Origin of the sequence: Streptomyces sp. NPDC004647 (genome assembly GCF_040609575.1) — a bacterium.
Classification (GTDB): domain Bacteria; phylum Actinomycetota; class Actinomycetes; order Streptomycetales; family Streptomycetaceae; genus Streptomyces.
The window spans coordinates 1-14,841 of the sequence record NZ_JBEXKU010000045.1; the positions used below are offsets into that span (position 1 = coordinate 1).

Here is a 14,841-nt window from a genome sequence, read left to right on the forward strand (position 1 = left end):
CTTTTACCTCTGGTTGGGGGGGGGTTTCCCCCCCGTCCCGGGCCGGGGGGGGGGGGCCCCCGCGCGCTCGGGGGCGCGGCGGCGGCCCGGGTATGCGGGGGCGGCGGCCCTGTGTCAGTCCTCCGGCAACTCCACCGGCGCGATGTCGTCGTACACATCGCCCGGTCCCGGGTTGGCGGCGTCGCTCGCTCCGCCGAAGTGGTGCATCACGCCCCAGACCGCGTTCAGCGCGGTCTGTACGGCGCCCTCGGCCCAGCCCGCGGTCCAGGAGATGTCATCACCCGCGAGGAAGATGCCCCGCTTGTCCTGGGGCAACCGGTCCTGCATGAAGTGGGTGAACAGGCGCCGCTGGTAGCGGTAGTGGCCCGGCAGGTTCGCCTTGAAGGCGCCCATGAAGTAGGGCTCGTTCTCCCAGGAGACCGTGACGGGGTTGCCGATGATGTGCCCGCGGATGTCGACCTTCGGGTAGATCTCCGACAGCGACTTCAGCATGACCTCCATCCGCTCGTTCGCGTCCAGCGGCAGCCACTTGAGGCTGTCGTCGCACCAGGTGTACGAGAGGCAGATGACGGCGGGCTTGTCGGGCCCGTTGTCCAGCAGGTAGGTGCCACGGGTCATCCGGTCGGTGAGCGTCATGCTCATCACGTCCCGGCCCGTCTTTTCGTCCTTGTCCAGCCAGAACGGCCGGTCGACGGGCACGAAGAGCTTGGAGGACTCCATGTAGTGCGTGCGCTCCATCGCCGTCCAGTGGTCGATGGGGAACAGCGCGTCGTCGCAGTCGATCTTGGAGAGCAGCATCCAGCTCTGCGCGGTGAAGATCGCCGCCTGGTACGTACGGATGTCACCGGCGGCGTCGGTGACGGTGATCCGGTTGCCCGCGGTGCGGCGCAGCCGGGTCACGGCCGGGCGCGGCTCGCCGCCGTGCAGCGACTCCAGAGAGGTGCCGTACGGCCAGTGGACGATCTTCTCCGGCTCACGACGCCACAGCCGCAGCGGAAGCTGCTGGCTGCCGCCGACGATGCCGCGGTGGTCGTCGTCCGCGCCGGTGTAGACGACCCGCAGGATCTCCAGGATGGAGTTGGGGAAGTCGGTGTCCCAGCCGCCGGTGCCGAAGCCGACCTGGCCGAAGATCTCCCGGTGACGGAAGGACTTGAAGGCCGGGGAGTCGCAGAGGAAGCCGTAGAAGGTCTGGTTGTCCAGCTTCTCCACCAGCTGCGCCCAGATCTCGCGGATCCGGGGGATATCGCGCTCGCGCATGGCCAGCTGCATGTCGGAGAAGTCGGCGCCGTCCTCGAGGCAGGCGTTCCAGGCGTGCATGACCTGGTGGTAGACCTCGGGCAGGTCCTCGACCGAGGTGGCGTAGTGGGACTCGCCCTTGAGGTCGACGACGGTGGACGGGGTGTCCGGGGCCAGCGGGTTCGGGAAGGGCTTGGTCTCCAGGCCGACCAGGTCGATGTAGTGCTGGAAGGCGGTGGAGGACGGCGGGAAGCGCATCGCGCCCATCTCGGCCGTGAGGTCCGCATCGCACCCCTCGAAGCCGACCGTTCGCAGCCGGCCGCCGATCGCGTCGGCCTCGTAGACGACGGGCTTGAGGCCCATCTTCATCAGTTCGTACGCGGCGACGATGCCGGACAGGCCGCCGCCGATGACCGCGACCTCGGTGCCGTGCTCGGTCGCGGGTACCGCTCCGAGCCCGGCGGGATGGGCCAGGTAGTCGTCGTAGGCGTACGGGAAGTCCGGGCCGAACATCGTGATGGGCGGCTGGGCTTGCGCCTGGGCGTGCTGCTCGTCGTGGACGGCGGTGGGCACCGTGGACGTCATCGGCGGAACTCTCCTACGGGAACTGCTGGCGGGGGATCGGGGCAGGGGCGCGCGAGCCGGGTCACAGGAGCGAGGTGTACAGCTCGGGACGGCGGTCGCCGAGGTAGCTGTTCTCGGCGCGGGAGGCCTTGAGAAGGTCCGGGTCCATATCGGCCACGACCAGGTCGTCGGCGACGCCGGCGCGGGCGCGCACCGTCCCGTCGGGTGCGGCGAGACAGCTCAGCCCGGTGAAGTGGAAGTCCCCCTCGCGGCCGCACCGGTTGGCGTACGCGATGTAGAGCTGGCTCTCCCAGGCGCGGGCCGGCAGGACGGTCTGCGCGACGATCTCGTACGGGCGCATCAGCGCGGTGGGCACGAGCAGCAGCTCGGTTCCGGCGAGGGCGTGGGCCCGTACGTTCTCCGGGAACTCCACGTCGTAGCAGATCAGCAGGCCGACCCGGACCCCGTCGAGGTCCGCCTGGACGACGGCCCGGTCCCCCGGGGTGAAATGGTCGGTCTCGAAGTCGCCGAAGAGATGGGTCTTGCGGTAGTTGGCGAGCCGGGAGCCGTCGGGGCCGATCAGCTGGACCGAGTTGTACAGGGTGCGGCCCGCGCGCTCGGGGTAGCCGTAGGCGATCGCGAGGCCGTTCTCGGCGGCGATCCCGGCCACGCGCCCCGCACCGGGTCCGTCGGCGGTCTCGGCCAGCCCGGGCAGGGCGTCGCCGACGGCGTACCCGGTCAGATACAGCTCGGAGGCGAGCAGCAGACGGGCGCCCGCGTCGGCGGCCCGGCGGGCGGTGCGGGCGAGCGCGGCGAGGCTGTCCTCACTGGTGCGGGGGACGCCGCCGGGGCCTTGGTACAGCGCGGTGCGCAGCGGCGCCATGGAACCTCTTCGCTGGTGCGTGCGGCTTTTCGGGGTGACCAGACGACGGTACGGTCCGCGTTCGCGGCGGGACAAGGCGTGTCCATTGCCGCCCCCGCACGATCCATTGCGCGATGTCGGCGCAGTGCGGCGAATCGTTGTCCACAGTTCGCCCAGCCGGGCGACGACCTCGCGCGGCAGCTCGGGACCCGGCCATCCGCCGCCGCCCCCGCCCCCGCCCCCTCGCCGAGCCGGCCGCCGACGCCGCCCTCCCGCTCGCCGTCGTCCGACCGGTCCGTGGCGGGGCAGGTGCGGCCATGGGTCACGGTGTAGGGGTGCACCATGGGCCCGCTCTCTGGCGGTGTACGAGCGCCTGGTTGCGGCGGGCGATGTTGAACGGCACGGCGAAGACGCCATGGCGCAGTCTCGCCTGCTTGACCGCCGCTTCGACGGCCGCCCGGCGCGCCGTGTTCAGCGCCCGGCCGACCTGCCCGATCTCGTCCTGGCGGGCCGCTGCGCCGCCGTAGGACAGCGGCGGGGCCGCCGCGGCCGCGTCGACCCGCTCCCCCGCGCTCAGCCGCTCCATCTCTCAGGCGGGCGAGCCGGAGCTGTAGCGCCGCAGCAGCGGGGAGAGCACGAGCACCGACTTCGTACGCTCCACGTACGGCTCTCCCGCGATGCGCTCCAGAACCCGTTCGAAGTGCCGCATGTCCAAGGCGAAGACCTGGACGATGGCGTCCGCGTCGCCGGTCACGGTCGAGGCGGACGCCACCTCCGGGTAGCGCGACAGGCCGCGGTGGATCGCCTCGGGTGAGGTGTTCCGGCGACAGTAGAGCTCGATGTAGCCCTCGGTCTCCCAGCCCAGCGCCGCCGGGTCGACCCGTACGGTGAAGCCGGTGATGGCGCCCTGCGCGCGCAGTCGGTCCACCCGCCGCTTCACGGCGGGGGCGGAGAGGCCGACTTCGGATCCGATGTCGGCGTAGCTGCGCCGGGCGTCCTCGGCCAGGGCGTGGACGATGCGTTCGTCGAGATCGTTCAGTCGCACTGCGGGTGGATCACTTCTCTGCCGAGGCCAGCCGGGAGCGGCGCATGCCGTATCCGAAGTAGACCACAAGCCCCACGGCCATCCAGACTCCGAAGACGATCCAGGTGATCCAGTCCAGGCTGCTCATCATCCAGAGGCAGAGCGCGAAGCCGATGACGGGCAACAGCGGGGACAGCGGCACCCGGAAGCTGCGGGGCATCTCGGGGCGGCTGCGGCGCAGCACGATCACCGCGATGTTCACCAGGGCGAACGCGAAGAGGGTGCCGATGCTCGTGGCGTCGGCGAGCCGGCCGAGCGGGACGGCGGCGGCCAGGACGCCGCAGAAGAGCGAGACGATCACGGTGTTGGCGCGCGGGGTGCCGGTGCGCCGGTCGACCTTGGAGAAGACCTTGGGCACCAGTCCGTCGCGGGACATCGCGAAGAGGATGCGGGTCTGGCCGTAGAGCACGGTCAGCACGACGCTGGCGATGGCGATGACGGCGCCCGCGGCGAGCAGCACGGCCCAGAAGCTCTGCCCGGTGACGTTCTCCATGATCCCGGCGAGTGCGGCCTCGGAGTCCTGGAAGCCCTTCCAGGGCATGGCGCCGACGGCGACCGCCGCGACGAGGACGTACAGCGCGGTGACGATCAGCAGCGACAGCATGATCGCGCGCGGCAGGTCCCGCTTCGGGTTCTTGGCCTCCTCACCGGCGGTGGAGGCGGCGTCGAAGCCGATGTACGAGAAGAACAGGGTCGCTCCCGCGGCGCTGACGCCGGCCATGCCGAGCGGCATGAAGGGCGCGTAGTTCCCGGCGCGGATGCCGGTGAAGGCGACGGCGCAGAAGAGCAGCAGCGCGCCGATCTTCACGGCGACCATGATCGTGTTGGCGCGGGCGCTCTCGCGGGCACCGCCGAGCAGGAAGGCCATCGAGAGCAGCACCACGAGCAGCGCTGGCAGGTTGAAGATGCCGCCGTCGCCGGGGGGTGCGGCCAGCGCCGTGGGTATGGTCACGCCGATCGTGCCGTCGAGGAGCTCGTTGAGATACTCGCCCCAGCCGACGGCGACTGCCGCGACCGAGACCCCGTACTCGAGGATCAGACACCAGCCGCAGATCCAGGCGATGAGCTCGCCCATGGTCGCGTAGGCGTAGGAGTACGAGGAGCCGGAGACCGGGATGGTGCCGGCGAGCTCCGCGTAGGAGAGCGCCGAGAACAGTGCCGTGAGACCGGCGATGATGAAGGAGACCGTGACGGCGGGGCCCGCCTTGGGCACGGCCTCGCCGAGCACCACGAAGATGCCGGTGCCCAGCGTCGCGCCGATGCTGATCATCGTCAGCTGCCACATGCCGAGTGAGCGCCGCAGAGTGCCGCCCTCTCCCTGGCCGCCCTCGGCCACGAGGCGTTCGACGGGCTTGCGCCGCATGAGACGGGTGCCGAAGCCACCCGCGGGCCGCTGCGGTGACCGTTGCTCGCTGTCTGCGGCCGGTGGGGCTGCGCCGTGGTCCAACACTGGGGTGGCTCCTTCATCGCTGCCTTCTCAGCGGCGGCGACCAGCGGCGGACCCGCGCCGGGCATGGCAGAGGAGCCCGAGCTGAGGGGGACCGCCGAGCAGGCGGTCTCCGCCACTCCACGTACAGCGCACGACCCTACGAGGTGGGCACACGGCCCCGTAATGCACGAACCTTGCGTCTGCGCGCATCATCGTTGCGCCCGGATCGCACGCATGCGCAATCGTTGCAGGTCACCGTATGCATCGCGAAATCACACCGCAGCGTGTGCGTCGACCGGCGGCCCCGCCGGCCTCCACGCCGCCTCGCCCGCTGCCCGTCCGATCACGGGCCATGGCGGCTCTCACCGGGCATCCCCGCACGTGAGAATGGTCCGGGGAGGGGCGCGTCGCACGTGCCGACGGGCTGCCGCAGGGTAGGGGTATGGGGTTCCCGTACCCGAAGAACGGCGGTGGTCGATGAGCAGCGGCTGGCTGGACCCGGAGCCCTTTCTGCGCGGAGTGGCCTGGAGATACGAGGGCCGGATGGTGCGGGCCGACCCGGAGGACCGGCTGCGGCTGCCGCAGGACACCTGGCAGCGGGCACGTATCCCGGTGGGCGTACGGCTGGAGTTCACGGCGGACGGCGCGTCCGCGCTGGAGGTGCGCTACGAGGCGGGTGAGCCAGGCCCGGCGGAGGTGCTGCGCGAGCTGAACCCGATCTTCGAACTGTGGCGCGACGACGAGCCGCTCGCCGAGGTCCCGGCCCGCAGCTGCGCCGAGGACTGCGTGCCGGTCCCGCTCCCCACCGGGCAGGGGCCGTTCACCCTCCACCTCCCCGAATCCCTCTCCCCCCGGGTGCTGGGCATCCGCGCGGTGGGCGGAGTGGTGTCGCCCGCGCCGCCACGTCCGCGCTGGGCCGTGTACGGCGACTCGATCACCGAGGGCTGGTTCAGCAGCCGCCCGGCGCTGGCCTGGCCCGCGGTGGCCGGCCGGTCGCTCGGCCTGGACCACGTCAATCTCGGCTACGCGGGCTCGGCACTCGGCGAACTCGCCTCCGCCGAGCAGCTGGCCTCGCTCCCCTGCGATCTCCTGACGCTCGCCTTCGGCACCAACTGCTGGGACCGGGTCCCGCACACGGCTCGGCTGCTGCACGAGACGACGCGGCTCTTCCTCGAGCTGGTCCGCCAGGCCCGCCCGAGGACTCCGCTCCTCGTGGTCTCCCCCGTCGTCCGCCCTGGCGCCGACGACACGCCGAACCGGCTCGGCGCCACCCTCTCCGACCTGCGCACCGCCCTGGAGACGGCGGTCGAGGAGCGCACCGCGGCCGGGGACGACAGGCTGGCGCTGCTGCCCGGCGCGCACCTGCTGCGCCCCGGGCATCTGGCCGACGGCGTCCACCCCGACGACAAGGGCCAGGCGGCGCTGGGCGCCGCCGTCTCCGCCGCCCTGTGCGAGGCGGGCTTCGCCGCCCGCTGCTGAGAAGCCCTCACGCCTCCGCTCCCCGGCCCGAGCCCGGAGCCCGGCTATACGGCTCCGGCTTGACGTGCTCCCCGGCCTAAGGTCCGGGGATTCCTGCCACGGTCGTCTGACCGTCTGGGTGGCTTCCTGTTTCATCGCGCTGTGCCGGGACGGTTCCCGGTCTTACCCACGCTCAGCAGGCGTTCAGCCTGTCCGCCCGTCCGGCGGCCAGGCTGCACGTTCATTTGGTCTTTGTGACCAAATACCGGCGTGGAGTGTTCAACGACGAGATGTTGACGCGCTGCGAAGAGATCATGTGGAAGGTGTGCCAGGACTTCGAGGCCGAGCTGAAGGAGTTCAACGCAGAACGCGACCACGTGCATCTCCTGGTGCACTACCCGCCCAAGGTCGCCGTCTCCAAGCTGGTCAACAGTCTCAAGGGCGTCTCCGCCCGGTACCTGCGACGGGAGTACACCGGGGTCATGAACCGCGCCATCACGCACGAACACCTGTGGTCGCCGTCCTACTTTTCCGCTTCGTGCGGAGGCGCACCACTCGCGATCATCCGCCAGTACATCGAGCAGCAACAACGTCCGCTCCAGCCTGCGGGTCAGAGCAATCCCGAGATGCCTTTCATCCCCGGCCTGAAGGCCGAGCCTTGCACGCAAGATCATCGGTAAGTCCGCCGCCAGGGGCGAGGACATGTCGGGATGCGGGCGGAAGGGGTGTGTGACGTCGGGCCGCCGCATGGTCGTCCGCCGGATGAATCCGCTCGCCTGGACGGGATGCGCGAACTGCTTGCCGTCACCGACCGCCTCGATTCCGGCGATCAGCTGGCAGCCGACGAGCACGAAACCCTTATGGAGCGCATCGGGCGGGGCCGCCGAAGGAGATCGAGGACCTGCGCGTACAGCTGACCCGCGCCGAGGATTTCGCGGCCACCCTCCATGCCCGGCTGCAGCATACCGAGCCCGCCAACGGGTCCTGATCCCCGACGCCGCGACCGCACCCTGCCGCCGAGCATCCGGAGTGCCTCGCCACCTCAGCCGTTCCGGCATAGATGTCCGATGAACGGATCACCGAGTCCGGATAACGGTCTGGTATCGCTCGCTGGGGCTTTCGCATATTACTCATCGTTATGTGAGTTGGGTCACTAAAGACATCGCAAAGACCGTGGTAGAACGGCCCAACTCCGCAGGTGGCACCAGCCTCGCCGCCGTGCGGAGTTGTCGGCACGCACCGGCAGCACGACCAGGGTGATCACGTTCCGAGTCCGCGGACACGCCGCCAAGCGTCTCCGATCGGACAACGGCGATCGCTCCAAGACCGCACATCAACCGGCGCAGCCACCCGCGCGCCGGCCCCTGCGCCATCGAGGTAACCACAGTGTCGCTCGACTCCATCACCAAGTCCGTCGACGAAGCCGTCAGCGGATTCTTCGAGCCCATAGCCACCTGGCTCAAAGAAGTCGTCTTCTACTCCGTCCCCGTCGGGGGCACGGATCTTCCGCTCATCGTGGCCTGGCTCGTGGTCGCCGGTCTGGTCTTCACCGGCTGGTTCGGGTTCGTACAGGTCCGCAAGTTCCGACTCGCCGTTGACGTGGTGCGGGGGAAGTACGACGAGAAGGGGTCGGCCGGCGAGGTCAACCACTTCCAGGCGCTGACCGCGGCCGTCTCCGGCACGGTCGGCCTGGGCAACATCGCCGGTGTGGCCGTCGCCGTCTCCATCGGTGGCCCCGGCGCCACCTTCTGGATGATCCTGTGCGGCCTGCTCGGCATGGCCACCAAGTTCGTCGAGGTCACACTCGGTGTGAAGTACCGCGAGGTGCACGCCGACGGCACGGTCTCCGGCGGCCCGATGCACTACCTGCCCAAGGGCCTGGCCGACCGCTTCGGGAAGAACGGGAAGACCCTGGGCAAGGTCCTCGCGGTCCTCGCCTCGTTCATGGTGCTCTTCTTCGGCCTGTTCGGCGGCAACCTGTTCCAGGTCAACCAGTCCTACGCCCAGCTCGTCTCCGTCACCGGCGGCGAGAACGGCCTGATGGGCTCCTCCGCCGGCGCCCTGTTCTTCGGCATCCTCATCGCCGCGCTCGTCGGCATCGTGCTCCTCGGCGGCATCCGCTCCATCGCCAACGTCACCAGCAAGCTCGTCCCAGCCATGGCCGGCATCTACATCGCGGCCTGCCTGGTCGTCATCCTGGTCCACGTCACCGCCGTGCCCGCCGCGATCGGCACGATCATCGAGGGCGCCTTCAACCCCCAGGGGGTCGCGGGCGGTGTGCTCGGCGCGCTGATCATCGGCTTCATGCGGGCCGCGTTCTCCAACGAGGCCGGCCTCGGCTCCGCGCCGATCGCGCACTCCGCGGTGAAGACCAAGCACCCCGCCAGCGAGGGCCTGGTCGCGCTGCTGGAGCCGTTCATCGACACCGTCGTCATCTGCACGATGACCGCACTGACCATCGTCATCGCCAACCCCGCCAGCTGGGCCGAGGCCCGCACCGGCGAGTCCATCGAAGGCGTCACCATCACCTCCGACGCCTTCGCCACGGTGCTGCCCTGGTTCCCGTACATCCTCACCATCGCGGTGATGCTCTTCGCCATCTCCACCGTGCTCACCTGGGGCTACTACGGGCTCAAGGCCTGGAGCCACCTCTTCGGCCGCAGCAAGGCCAGCGAGCTCACCTACAAGGTCGTCTACACCCTGTTCGCGATCGCCGGCTCCCTGCTCAGCCTGCAGACCCTGATCGACATGGCCGACGCCGTGCTCTTCATGCTCGCGGTCATCAACATCATCGGCCTGTACCTCCTCGCCCCGGTCGTCAAGCGCGAACTGAACTCCTTCCTGGAGTTCGTCCGCGCCCGCAACGCCGGCGAGACGGACGAGGCCGACGAAGACCAGGAGCCGGTGAAGACCACCGTCTGACCGCCCCCGTGGCCCGGCTCCTGAGCGGGTCCGTACACACCTTGCGCCTTGGTGTGTACGGACCCGCTCGTCTCGCGTGTCACCTGGTGAAAATGGGCGCTGGTGGGATCCGGGGCAGTCCGTTAGGGTGCGGGGAACGCGTCGAAGTCCCCCCATGTGGCGGGATGAGGCGCGCGGTGTGCCGGGAAGTCTGGTCGGCGTCCTTGGGGCTGTATGCCCTGTGTCGATGCCCCGGAGGGTCCCTGATGGCAACCGCGCCCCGCGAGCGTTCCACCTTCCTCGGCCTTCTGCCGCTGCCCGAGCGCACCGCCGTCACCCAGGCGCTGCGGACCGAGACGGTCGGCGGGCTGGTGCTGCTGGCGGCGGCAGTGGTGGCGCTGGTGTGGGCGAACACGCCGTTCAGCGGGGCGTACGAGCAGATCCGCGACTTTCACTTCGGGATACCGGCACTCGGGCTGGACCTCTCGGTCGAGCACTGGACCGCCGACGGGCTCCTCGCCGTGTTCTTCCTGATCGCGGGCGTGGAGCTGAAACGCGAAATGGTCGTCGGTGAACTGCGCACCCCGGCCACGGCGGCCCTGCCGATGGTCGCCGCGCTGTGCGGCATGGTGGTCCCCGCCGCGCTCTACGCCGCCACCGCCTCGGCCGGCGGGGGCAGCCTGGAGGGCTGGGCGGTGCCGATGGCCACGGACATCGCCTTCGCGCTGGCGGTGCTGGCCGTGCTGAGCACCCATCTGCCCGCCGCGTTGCGCGCCTTCCTGCTCACCCTCGCCGTCGTCGACGACCTCGGCGCGATCCTGATCATCGCCGTCTTCTTCACCAGCGATCTGAACTTCCTGGCCATGGGCGGGGCGTTCGCCGGGCTGGTGGTCTTCCATCTGCTGCAGCGCTACCGGGTGACGGGCTGGTGGTGGTACGTCCCGCTCGGCGTCACCATCTGGGCGCTGATGTACAACGCTGGCGTTCACGCCACCGTCGCCGGGGTGGCCATGGGCCTGCTCCTGCGCACCACCCGCGACAAGGGGGAGTCCGCCTCGCCCGCCGAGCGCACCTCCCATCTGCTGCACCCGGTCTCGGCGGGCGTGGCGGTGCCGCTGTTCGCGCTGTTCGCCGCCGGAGTGGGGATTTCCGCGCCGACGCTGGGCGAGGTCTTCACCCGGCCCGAGCCGCTGGGGGTGGTGCTGGGACTGGTGGTGGGCAAGACCCTGGGCATCTTCGCCGGCACCTATCTGGCGGTCCGCTTCACCCGGGCCCGGCTCAACCCCGACCTCGCCTGGGCCGATGTCTTGGCCCTGGCGATGCTGGCCGGGATCGGTTTCACCGTCGCCCTGTTGATCGGCGAGCTGGCCTTCCCCGACCCGACCGACGCCGAGCACATCAAGGCCGCCGTCCTCATCGGTTCCCTCATCGCCGCCTCCCTCGCCGCCCTCCTGATCAAGCGCCGCAACGGCGTCTACCGCCGCCTGTACGAGGAGGAGACCCGCGACGAGGACGCCGACGGCATCCCGGACATCTACCAACGCACCGACACCACCACTCAGTGAGAGGCACAGCAGCCGAACGCTGATGTGAAAGGGGAGTGCCGTGGACCCCTCCGTGATGACCGTGGTGATCATCGCCGCTCTTAACGCTCCGGCTCACCGCTCCGGCCCCCGGTCGGTGGACCGGGGGCCGGAGCGGTGAGGACGCGAGCGGAAGCGGGTCAGTTCCAGCTGGCGTGCAGCGGCTGGCCCTCGGCATAGCCCGCGGCGCTCTGCACGCCGATGACGGCCCGCTCGTGGAACTCCTCCAGGGACCCCGCACCCGCGTACGTGCAGGAGCTGCGGACGCCCGCGATGATCGAGTCGATCAGATCCTCGACACCGGGCCTGGCCGGGTCCAGGAACATCCGCGAGGTGGATATGCCCTCCTCGAACAGTCCCTTGCGCGCCCGGTCGTAGGCCGACTCCTCGCTGGTCCGGCTCTGCACGGCACGCGCGGAGGCCATGCCGTAGCTCTCCTTGTACGGCCGCCCGTCGGCGGCGTGCTGGAGATCGCCCGGGGACTCGTACGTACCGGCGAACCAGGAGCCGACCATGACGTTGGACGCGCCGGCGGCCAGCGCCATCGCCACGTCGCGCGGGTGGCGGACTCCGCCGTCGGCCCATACGTGCTTGCCGAACTTCCGTGCCTCGGCGGCGCATTCGAGCACCGCGGAGAACTGCGGCCGGCCGACACCGGTCATCATCCGCGTGGTGCACATGGCGCCCGGCCCCACACCGACCTTGACGATGTCGGCGCCCGCCTCGATGAGATCCCGTACGCCCTCGGCGGCGACGACGTTGCCCGCCACGACCGGGACCTGCGGGTCGAGGCCGCGCACCGCCCTGACGGCGCTGATCATCGACTCCTGGTGACCGTGCGCGGTGTCCACGACGAGCGTGTCCACGCCTGCCGCCAGCAGCCCCTTGGCCCGGCCCGGGACATCGCCGTTGACCCCGACGGCGGCGGCGATCCGCAGCCTGCCGCGGTCGTCGGTCGCCGGCGTGTAGAGGGTGGCGCGCAGCGCGCCCTTGCGGGTGAGGATGCCGACGAGCATGCCGTCCTGGTCCACCGCGGGCGCGAGCTTGCGGTGCGCGGCGTCCAGGCGGTTGAAGGCCTCGCGGGGGTCGATGTCCGCGTCGAGGAGCAGCAGCTCCCGGGACATCACCTCGGACAGCTGGGTGAAGCGGTCGACCCCGGTCAGGTCCGACTCCGTGACGACGCCGACCGGCCGGCCGTCCGCGACGACGACACCCGCGCCGTGTGCCCGCTTGGGCAGCAGGGACAGGGCGTCGGCGACGGTCGCGTGCGGAGCGAGCACGATGGGGGTGTCGAGGACGAGATGCCGCTGCTTGACCCAGCCGATGACCTCGGTGACGACGTCCAGCGGAATGTCCTGCGGGATGACGGTGAGACCGCCGCGGCGGGCGACTGTCTCGGCCATCCGGCGGCCCGCGATCGCGGTCATGTTGGCGACCACGAGCGGGATGGTGGTGCCGGTCCCGTCCGGCGCGGACAGGTCCACGCCCTGGCGGGAGCCCACCGCGGAGCGGCTGGGCACCATGAATACGTCGTCGTACGTCAGGTCGTACGGCGGTTTCAGGTCGTTGAGGAAACGCACGTGCTGAACATCCCAGTCAATCGGAGTTGGCCCTCGGCCGGAGAAGTCCGAGGAAACGCACGTACCTCATTGTCCCATGACCGCAGCGGATCCCGGCCCGGGACGATCATCCAGGAGAGCGGACGAGCGCTGGGCGGATCGTACGAACCGGATCGTACGAACCGGATCGTACGAACCGGGGCGTACGAACCGGGGCGTCAGACTCCGTCGGGATCGGCCCGGTCCAGCGCCGGCCGCGGCCCCGGTCCCGTCTCGTGCAGCAGATGGTCGGCGGCCGCGGTGTCCGTGACCAGGCTGGTGACCAGCCCGGAGCGCAGTACGGCGCCGATGGCGGCGGCCTTGCGCTGCCCGCCCGCGATGGCCACGACCTCCGGGATACGGCGCAGCCGGTCGGCCTCGACGGTGATGCAGCGCTCTCCCAGGTCGCGGCCGATGCGGCGGCCGTCGGCGTCGAAGAGATGGGCGGACATCTCGGCGGCGGCGCCGAGCGAGGCGTAGTGGGCCCGCTCTTCCTCGCTGAGCATGTCGTAGACGGTGGAGATGCCCGCCTCCCAGGAGCCGATGGAGACGCAGGCGACGGTGACCTTGTCGAAGTACTCGAAGGCGCGGGCGATGCCGGTCTGTCCGCGGAGCGCGGCGGCCGTGGCCGAGTCCGGCAGCAGCATCGGGGCGTAGATGGGGTGGGCCTCGCCGCCGGAGACGGCGGCGGCACGGCGGACGGCCTCGACCGAGCCGCGCTCGGCGGTGCCCGCGTCGTACACACCGGTGAGCTGCACGACCGTGCACGGCGGCAGCCGGTCCAGGGCGGCCGCCATATGGATGGTGGAGCGGCCCCACGCCAGGCCCAGGACCTCGCCCTCGGTGATGAGCTCGCCGAGCAGATCGGCGGCGACCTCACCCAGGTTCTCCGGGTCAGGAGCGTCGTCCTCGGCCTCCGCCGGGGACTCCACGACGACCGCGTGCCGCAGGCCGTAGCGGCCGCGGAGCGCGTCGGAGCGCTCCGCGTCCAGCTCGGCGGGCACCCGGATCTCGATACGTACGAGGTCGCGTTCGAGCGCGGTCTCCAGCACCCGCGCGACCTTGAAGCGGCTGACGCCGAATTCCTCGGCGATCTGGATCTTGGATTTTCCCTCGAGGTAGAAGCGGCGGGCCATGGCCGCCGCTTGCACCAGCTCAGCGGGTCCCATCCGCATGGCTGACCGGCCCGTCGACACCGCGATCTCCTTAGCTCTCAACTTCTCGACCCGCACCCGGCTGTCGCTGGGCCGGGGTCCGCCCAGCGACAGCCGGGCGAGTCCCCCTGCTCATCCTGTCAGAAGCAGCGGAGGTCGAACGGCTCTTGCTCCCCGCGTTCACCGAGCTGACGCTCAGTGGCCGCACGGCCACCCGGCAGCGGCGGTGCTCTCCTCGGCCTGGGCGCGCAGCGAACGTACGGCGGCGGCGGGGTCGTCGGTGCCGTAGACGGCCGATCCGGCGACGAACACATCCGCGCCCGCCTCGGCGCAGCGCTCGATGGTGTCGGCCGAGACACCCCCGTCCACCTGCAGCCACAGCTCCAGGCCGTGCTTGGCGATCAGCTCCCGGGTGCGCCGGATCTTCGGCAGCATGATGTCGAGAAAGGCCTGCCCGCCGAAGCCCGGTTCGACGGTCATGATCAGCAGCATGTCCAGCTCGGGCAGCAGATCCTCGTACGGCTCGATCGGGGTGGCGGGCTTGAGCGCCATGGAGGCGCGGGCGCCCTTGGCGCGGATCTCGCGCGCCAGCCGTACGGGCGCGGCGGCGGCCTCGGCGTGGAAGGTGACGGAACCGGCGCCGGCCTCGACATATGCGGGCGCCCAGCGGTCGGGGGCCTCGATCATCAGATGGCAGTCCAGCGGGATGTCCGACGCCCGGGCCAGCGACTCCACGACCGGCACGCCGAGGGTCAGATTGGGCACGAAGTGGTTGTCCATCACGTCGACGTGCAGCCAGTCGGCGCCCTCGACGGCCTTCGCCTCCTCCGCCAGGCGAGAAAAGTCGGCGGAGAGGATACTGGGGTTGATCAATACGGCCATGGCACCAAGCCTGCCATGGCCGAGGGCTGTTGGCGGACACGGAATCGGTACATTCCGTGTCCGCCGGCGATGTGAACCGCCTCGGGGTCG

The 14,841-nt window shown here is 70.4% G+C and carries 12 protein-coding genes and 1 pseudogene; 5 read left to right on the forward strand and 8 right to left on the reverse strand.

Annotated features, from left to right (window positions below; all coding sequences use genetic code 11):
• Positions 1-114 precede the first annotated feature (114 nt).
• From ABZW18_RS20500 to ABZW18_RS20520, 5 genes and pseudogenes are all read right to left on the reverse strand, one after another.
• A complete protein-coding gene (locus ABZW18_RS20500) occupies positions 115-1,821 on the reverse strand; it encodes an NAD(P)/FAD-dependent oxidoreductase (RefSeq protein WP_356189302.1) in 1,707 nt (568 codons plus the stop codon).
• Positions 1,822-1,882: 61 nt separating this feature from the next.
• Positions 1,883-2,683, reverse strand: a complete 801-nt coding sequence (locus ABZW18_RS20505; protein ID WP_356189304.1) for a carbon-nitrogen hydrolase family protein — start codon at positions 2,681-2,683, stop codon at positions 1,883-1,885.
• A gap of 334 nt (positions 2,684-3,017) precedes the next feature.
• A pseudogene (locus tag ABZW18_RS20510) lies at positions 3,018-3,248 on the reverse strand (histidine kinase); the annotation flags it as partial.
• A 3-nt stretch (positions 3,249-3,251) separates the two neighbouring features.
• Positions 3,252-3,707, reverse strand: coding sequence for an Lrp/AsnC family transcriptional regulator (locus tag ABZW18_RS20515; RefSeq protein WP_356189306.1), 456 nt, complete (start codon positions 3,705-3,707; stop codon positions 3,252-3,254).
• A 10-nt stretch (positions 3,708-3,717) separates the two neighbouring features.
• A complete protein-coding gene (locus ABZW18_RS20520; RefSeq protein ID WP_356189307.1) occupies positions 3,718-5,196 on the reverse strand; it encodes an amino acid permease in 1,479 nt (492 codons plus the stop codon).
• Positions 5,197-5,652: 456 nt separating this feature from the next.
• Between ABZW18_RS20520 and ABZW18_RS20525 the strand changes: the two genes are divergently transcribed.
• From ABZW18_RS20525 to nhaA, 5 genes are all read left to right on the forward strand, one after another.
• The gene (locus ABZW18_RS20525; protein ID WP_356189309.1) at positions 5,653-6,654 is read left to right on the forward strand and encodes a GDSL-type esterase/lipase family protein; all 1,002 of its coding nucleotides are present in this window, start codon (positions 5,653-5,655) and stop codon (positions 6,652-6,654) included.
• Between the two features lie 188 nt (positions 6,655-6,842).
• Positions 6,843-7,313 (forward strand): IS200/IS605 family transposase, encoded by a 471-nt coding sequence (tnpA, locus tag ABZW18_RS20530; RefSeq protein ID WP_356189395.1) that lies wholly within the window; start codon positions 6,843-6,845, stop codon positions 7,311-7,313.
• Positions 7,314-7,418: 105 nt separating this feature from the next.
• Positions 7,419-7,550, forward strand: coding sequence for a hypothetical protein (locus ABZW18_RS20535; protein WP_356189311.1), 132 nt, complete (start codon positions 7,419-7,421; stop codon positions 7,548-7,550).
• A 469-nt stretch (positions 7,551-8,019) separates the two neighbouring features.
• On the forward strand, positions 8,020-9,555 hold the full coding sequence (locus tag ABZW18_RS20540) for an alanine/glycine:cation symporter family protein (protein WP_356189313.1): 1,536 nt from the start codon (positions 8,020-8,022) through the stop codon (positions 9,553-9,555).
• A 245-nt stretch (positions 9,556-9,800) separates the two neighbouring features.
• Positions 9,801-11,099, forward strand: coding sequence for a Na+/H+ antiporter NhaA (gene nhaA / locus ABZW18_RS20545; protein WP_356189315.1), 1,299 nt, complete (start codon positions 9,801-9,803; stop codon positions 11,097-11,099).
• Between the two features lie 158 nt (positions 11,100-11,257).
• Here the strand turns inward: nhaA and ABZW18_RS20550 are convergent, their stop codons facing one another.
• From ABZW18_RS20550 to rpe, 3 genes are all read right to left on the reverse strand, one after another.
• Complete coding sequence (locus ABZW18_RS20550; protein WP_356189317.1) at positions 11,258-12,697, reverse strand: GuaB1 family IMP dehydrogenase-related protein; 1,440 nt, start codon at positions 12,695-12,697, stop codon at positions 11,258-11,260.
• 197 nt (positions 12,698-12,894) lie between these two features.
• Positions 12,895-13,884 (reverse strand): sugar-binding domain-containing protein, encoded by a 990-nt coding sequence (locus ABZW18_RS20555; RefSeq protein ID WP_356189397.1) that lies wholly within the window; start codon positions 13,882-13,884, stop codon positions 12,895-12,897.
• 180 nt (positions 13,885-14,064) lie between these two features.
• The gene (gene rpe / locus ABZW18_RS20560) at positions 14,065-14,751 is read right to left on the reverse strand and encodes a ribulose-phosphate 3-epimerase (RefSeq protein WP_356189319.1); all 687 of its coding nucleotides are present in this window, start codon (positions 14,749-14,751) and stop codon (positions 14,065-14,067) included.
• Positions 14,752-14,841: the final 90 nt, after the last annotated feature.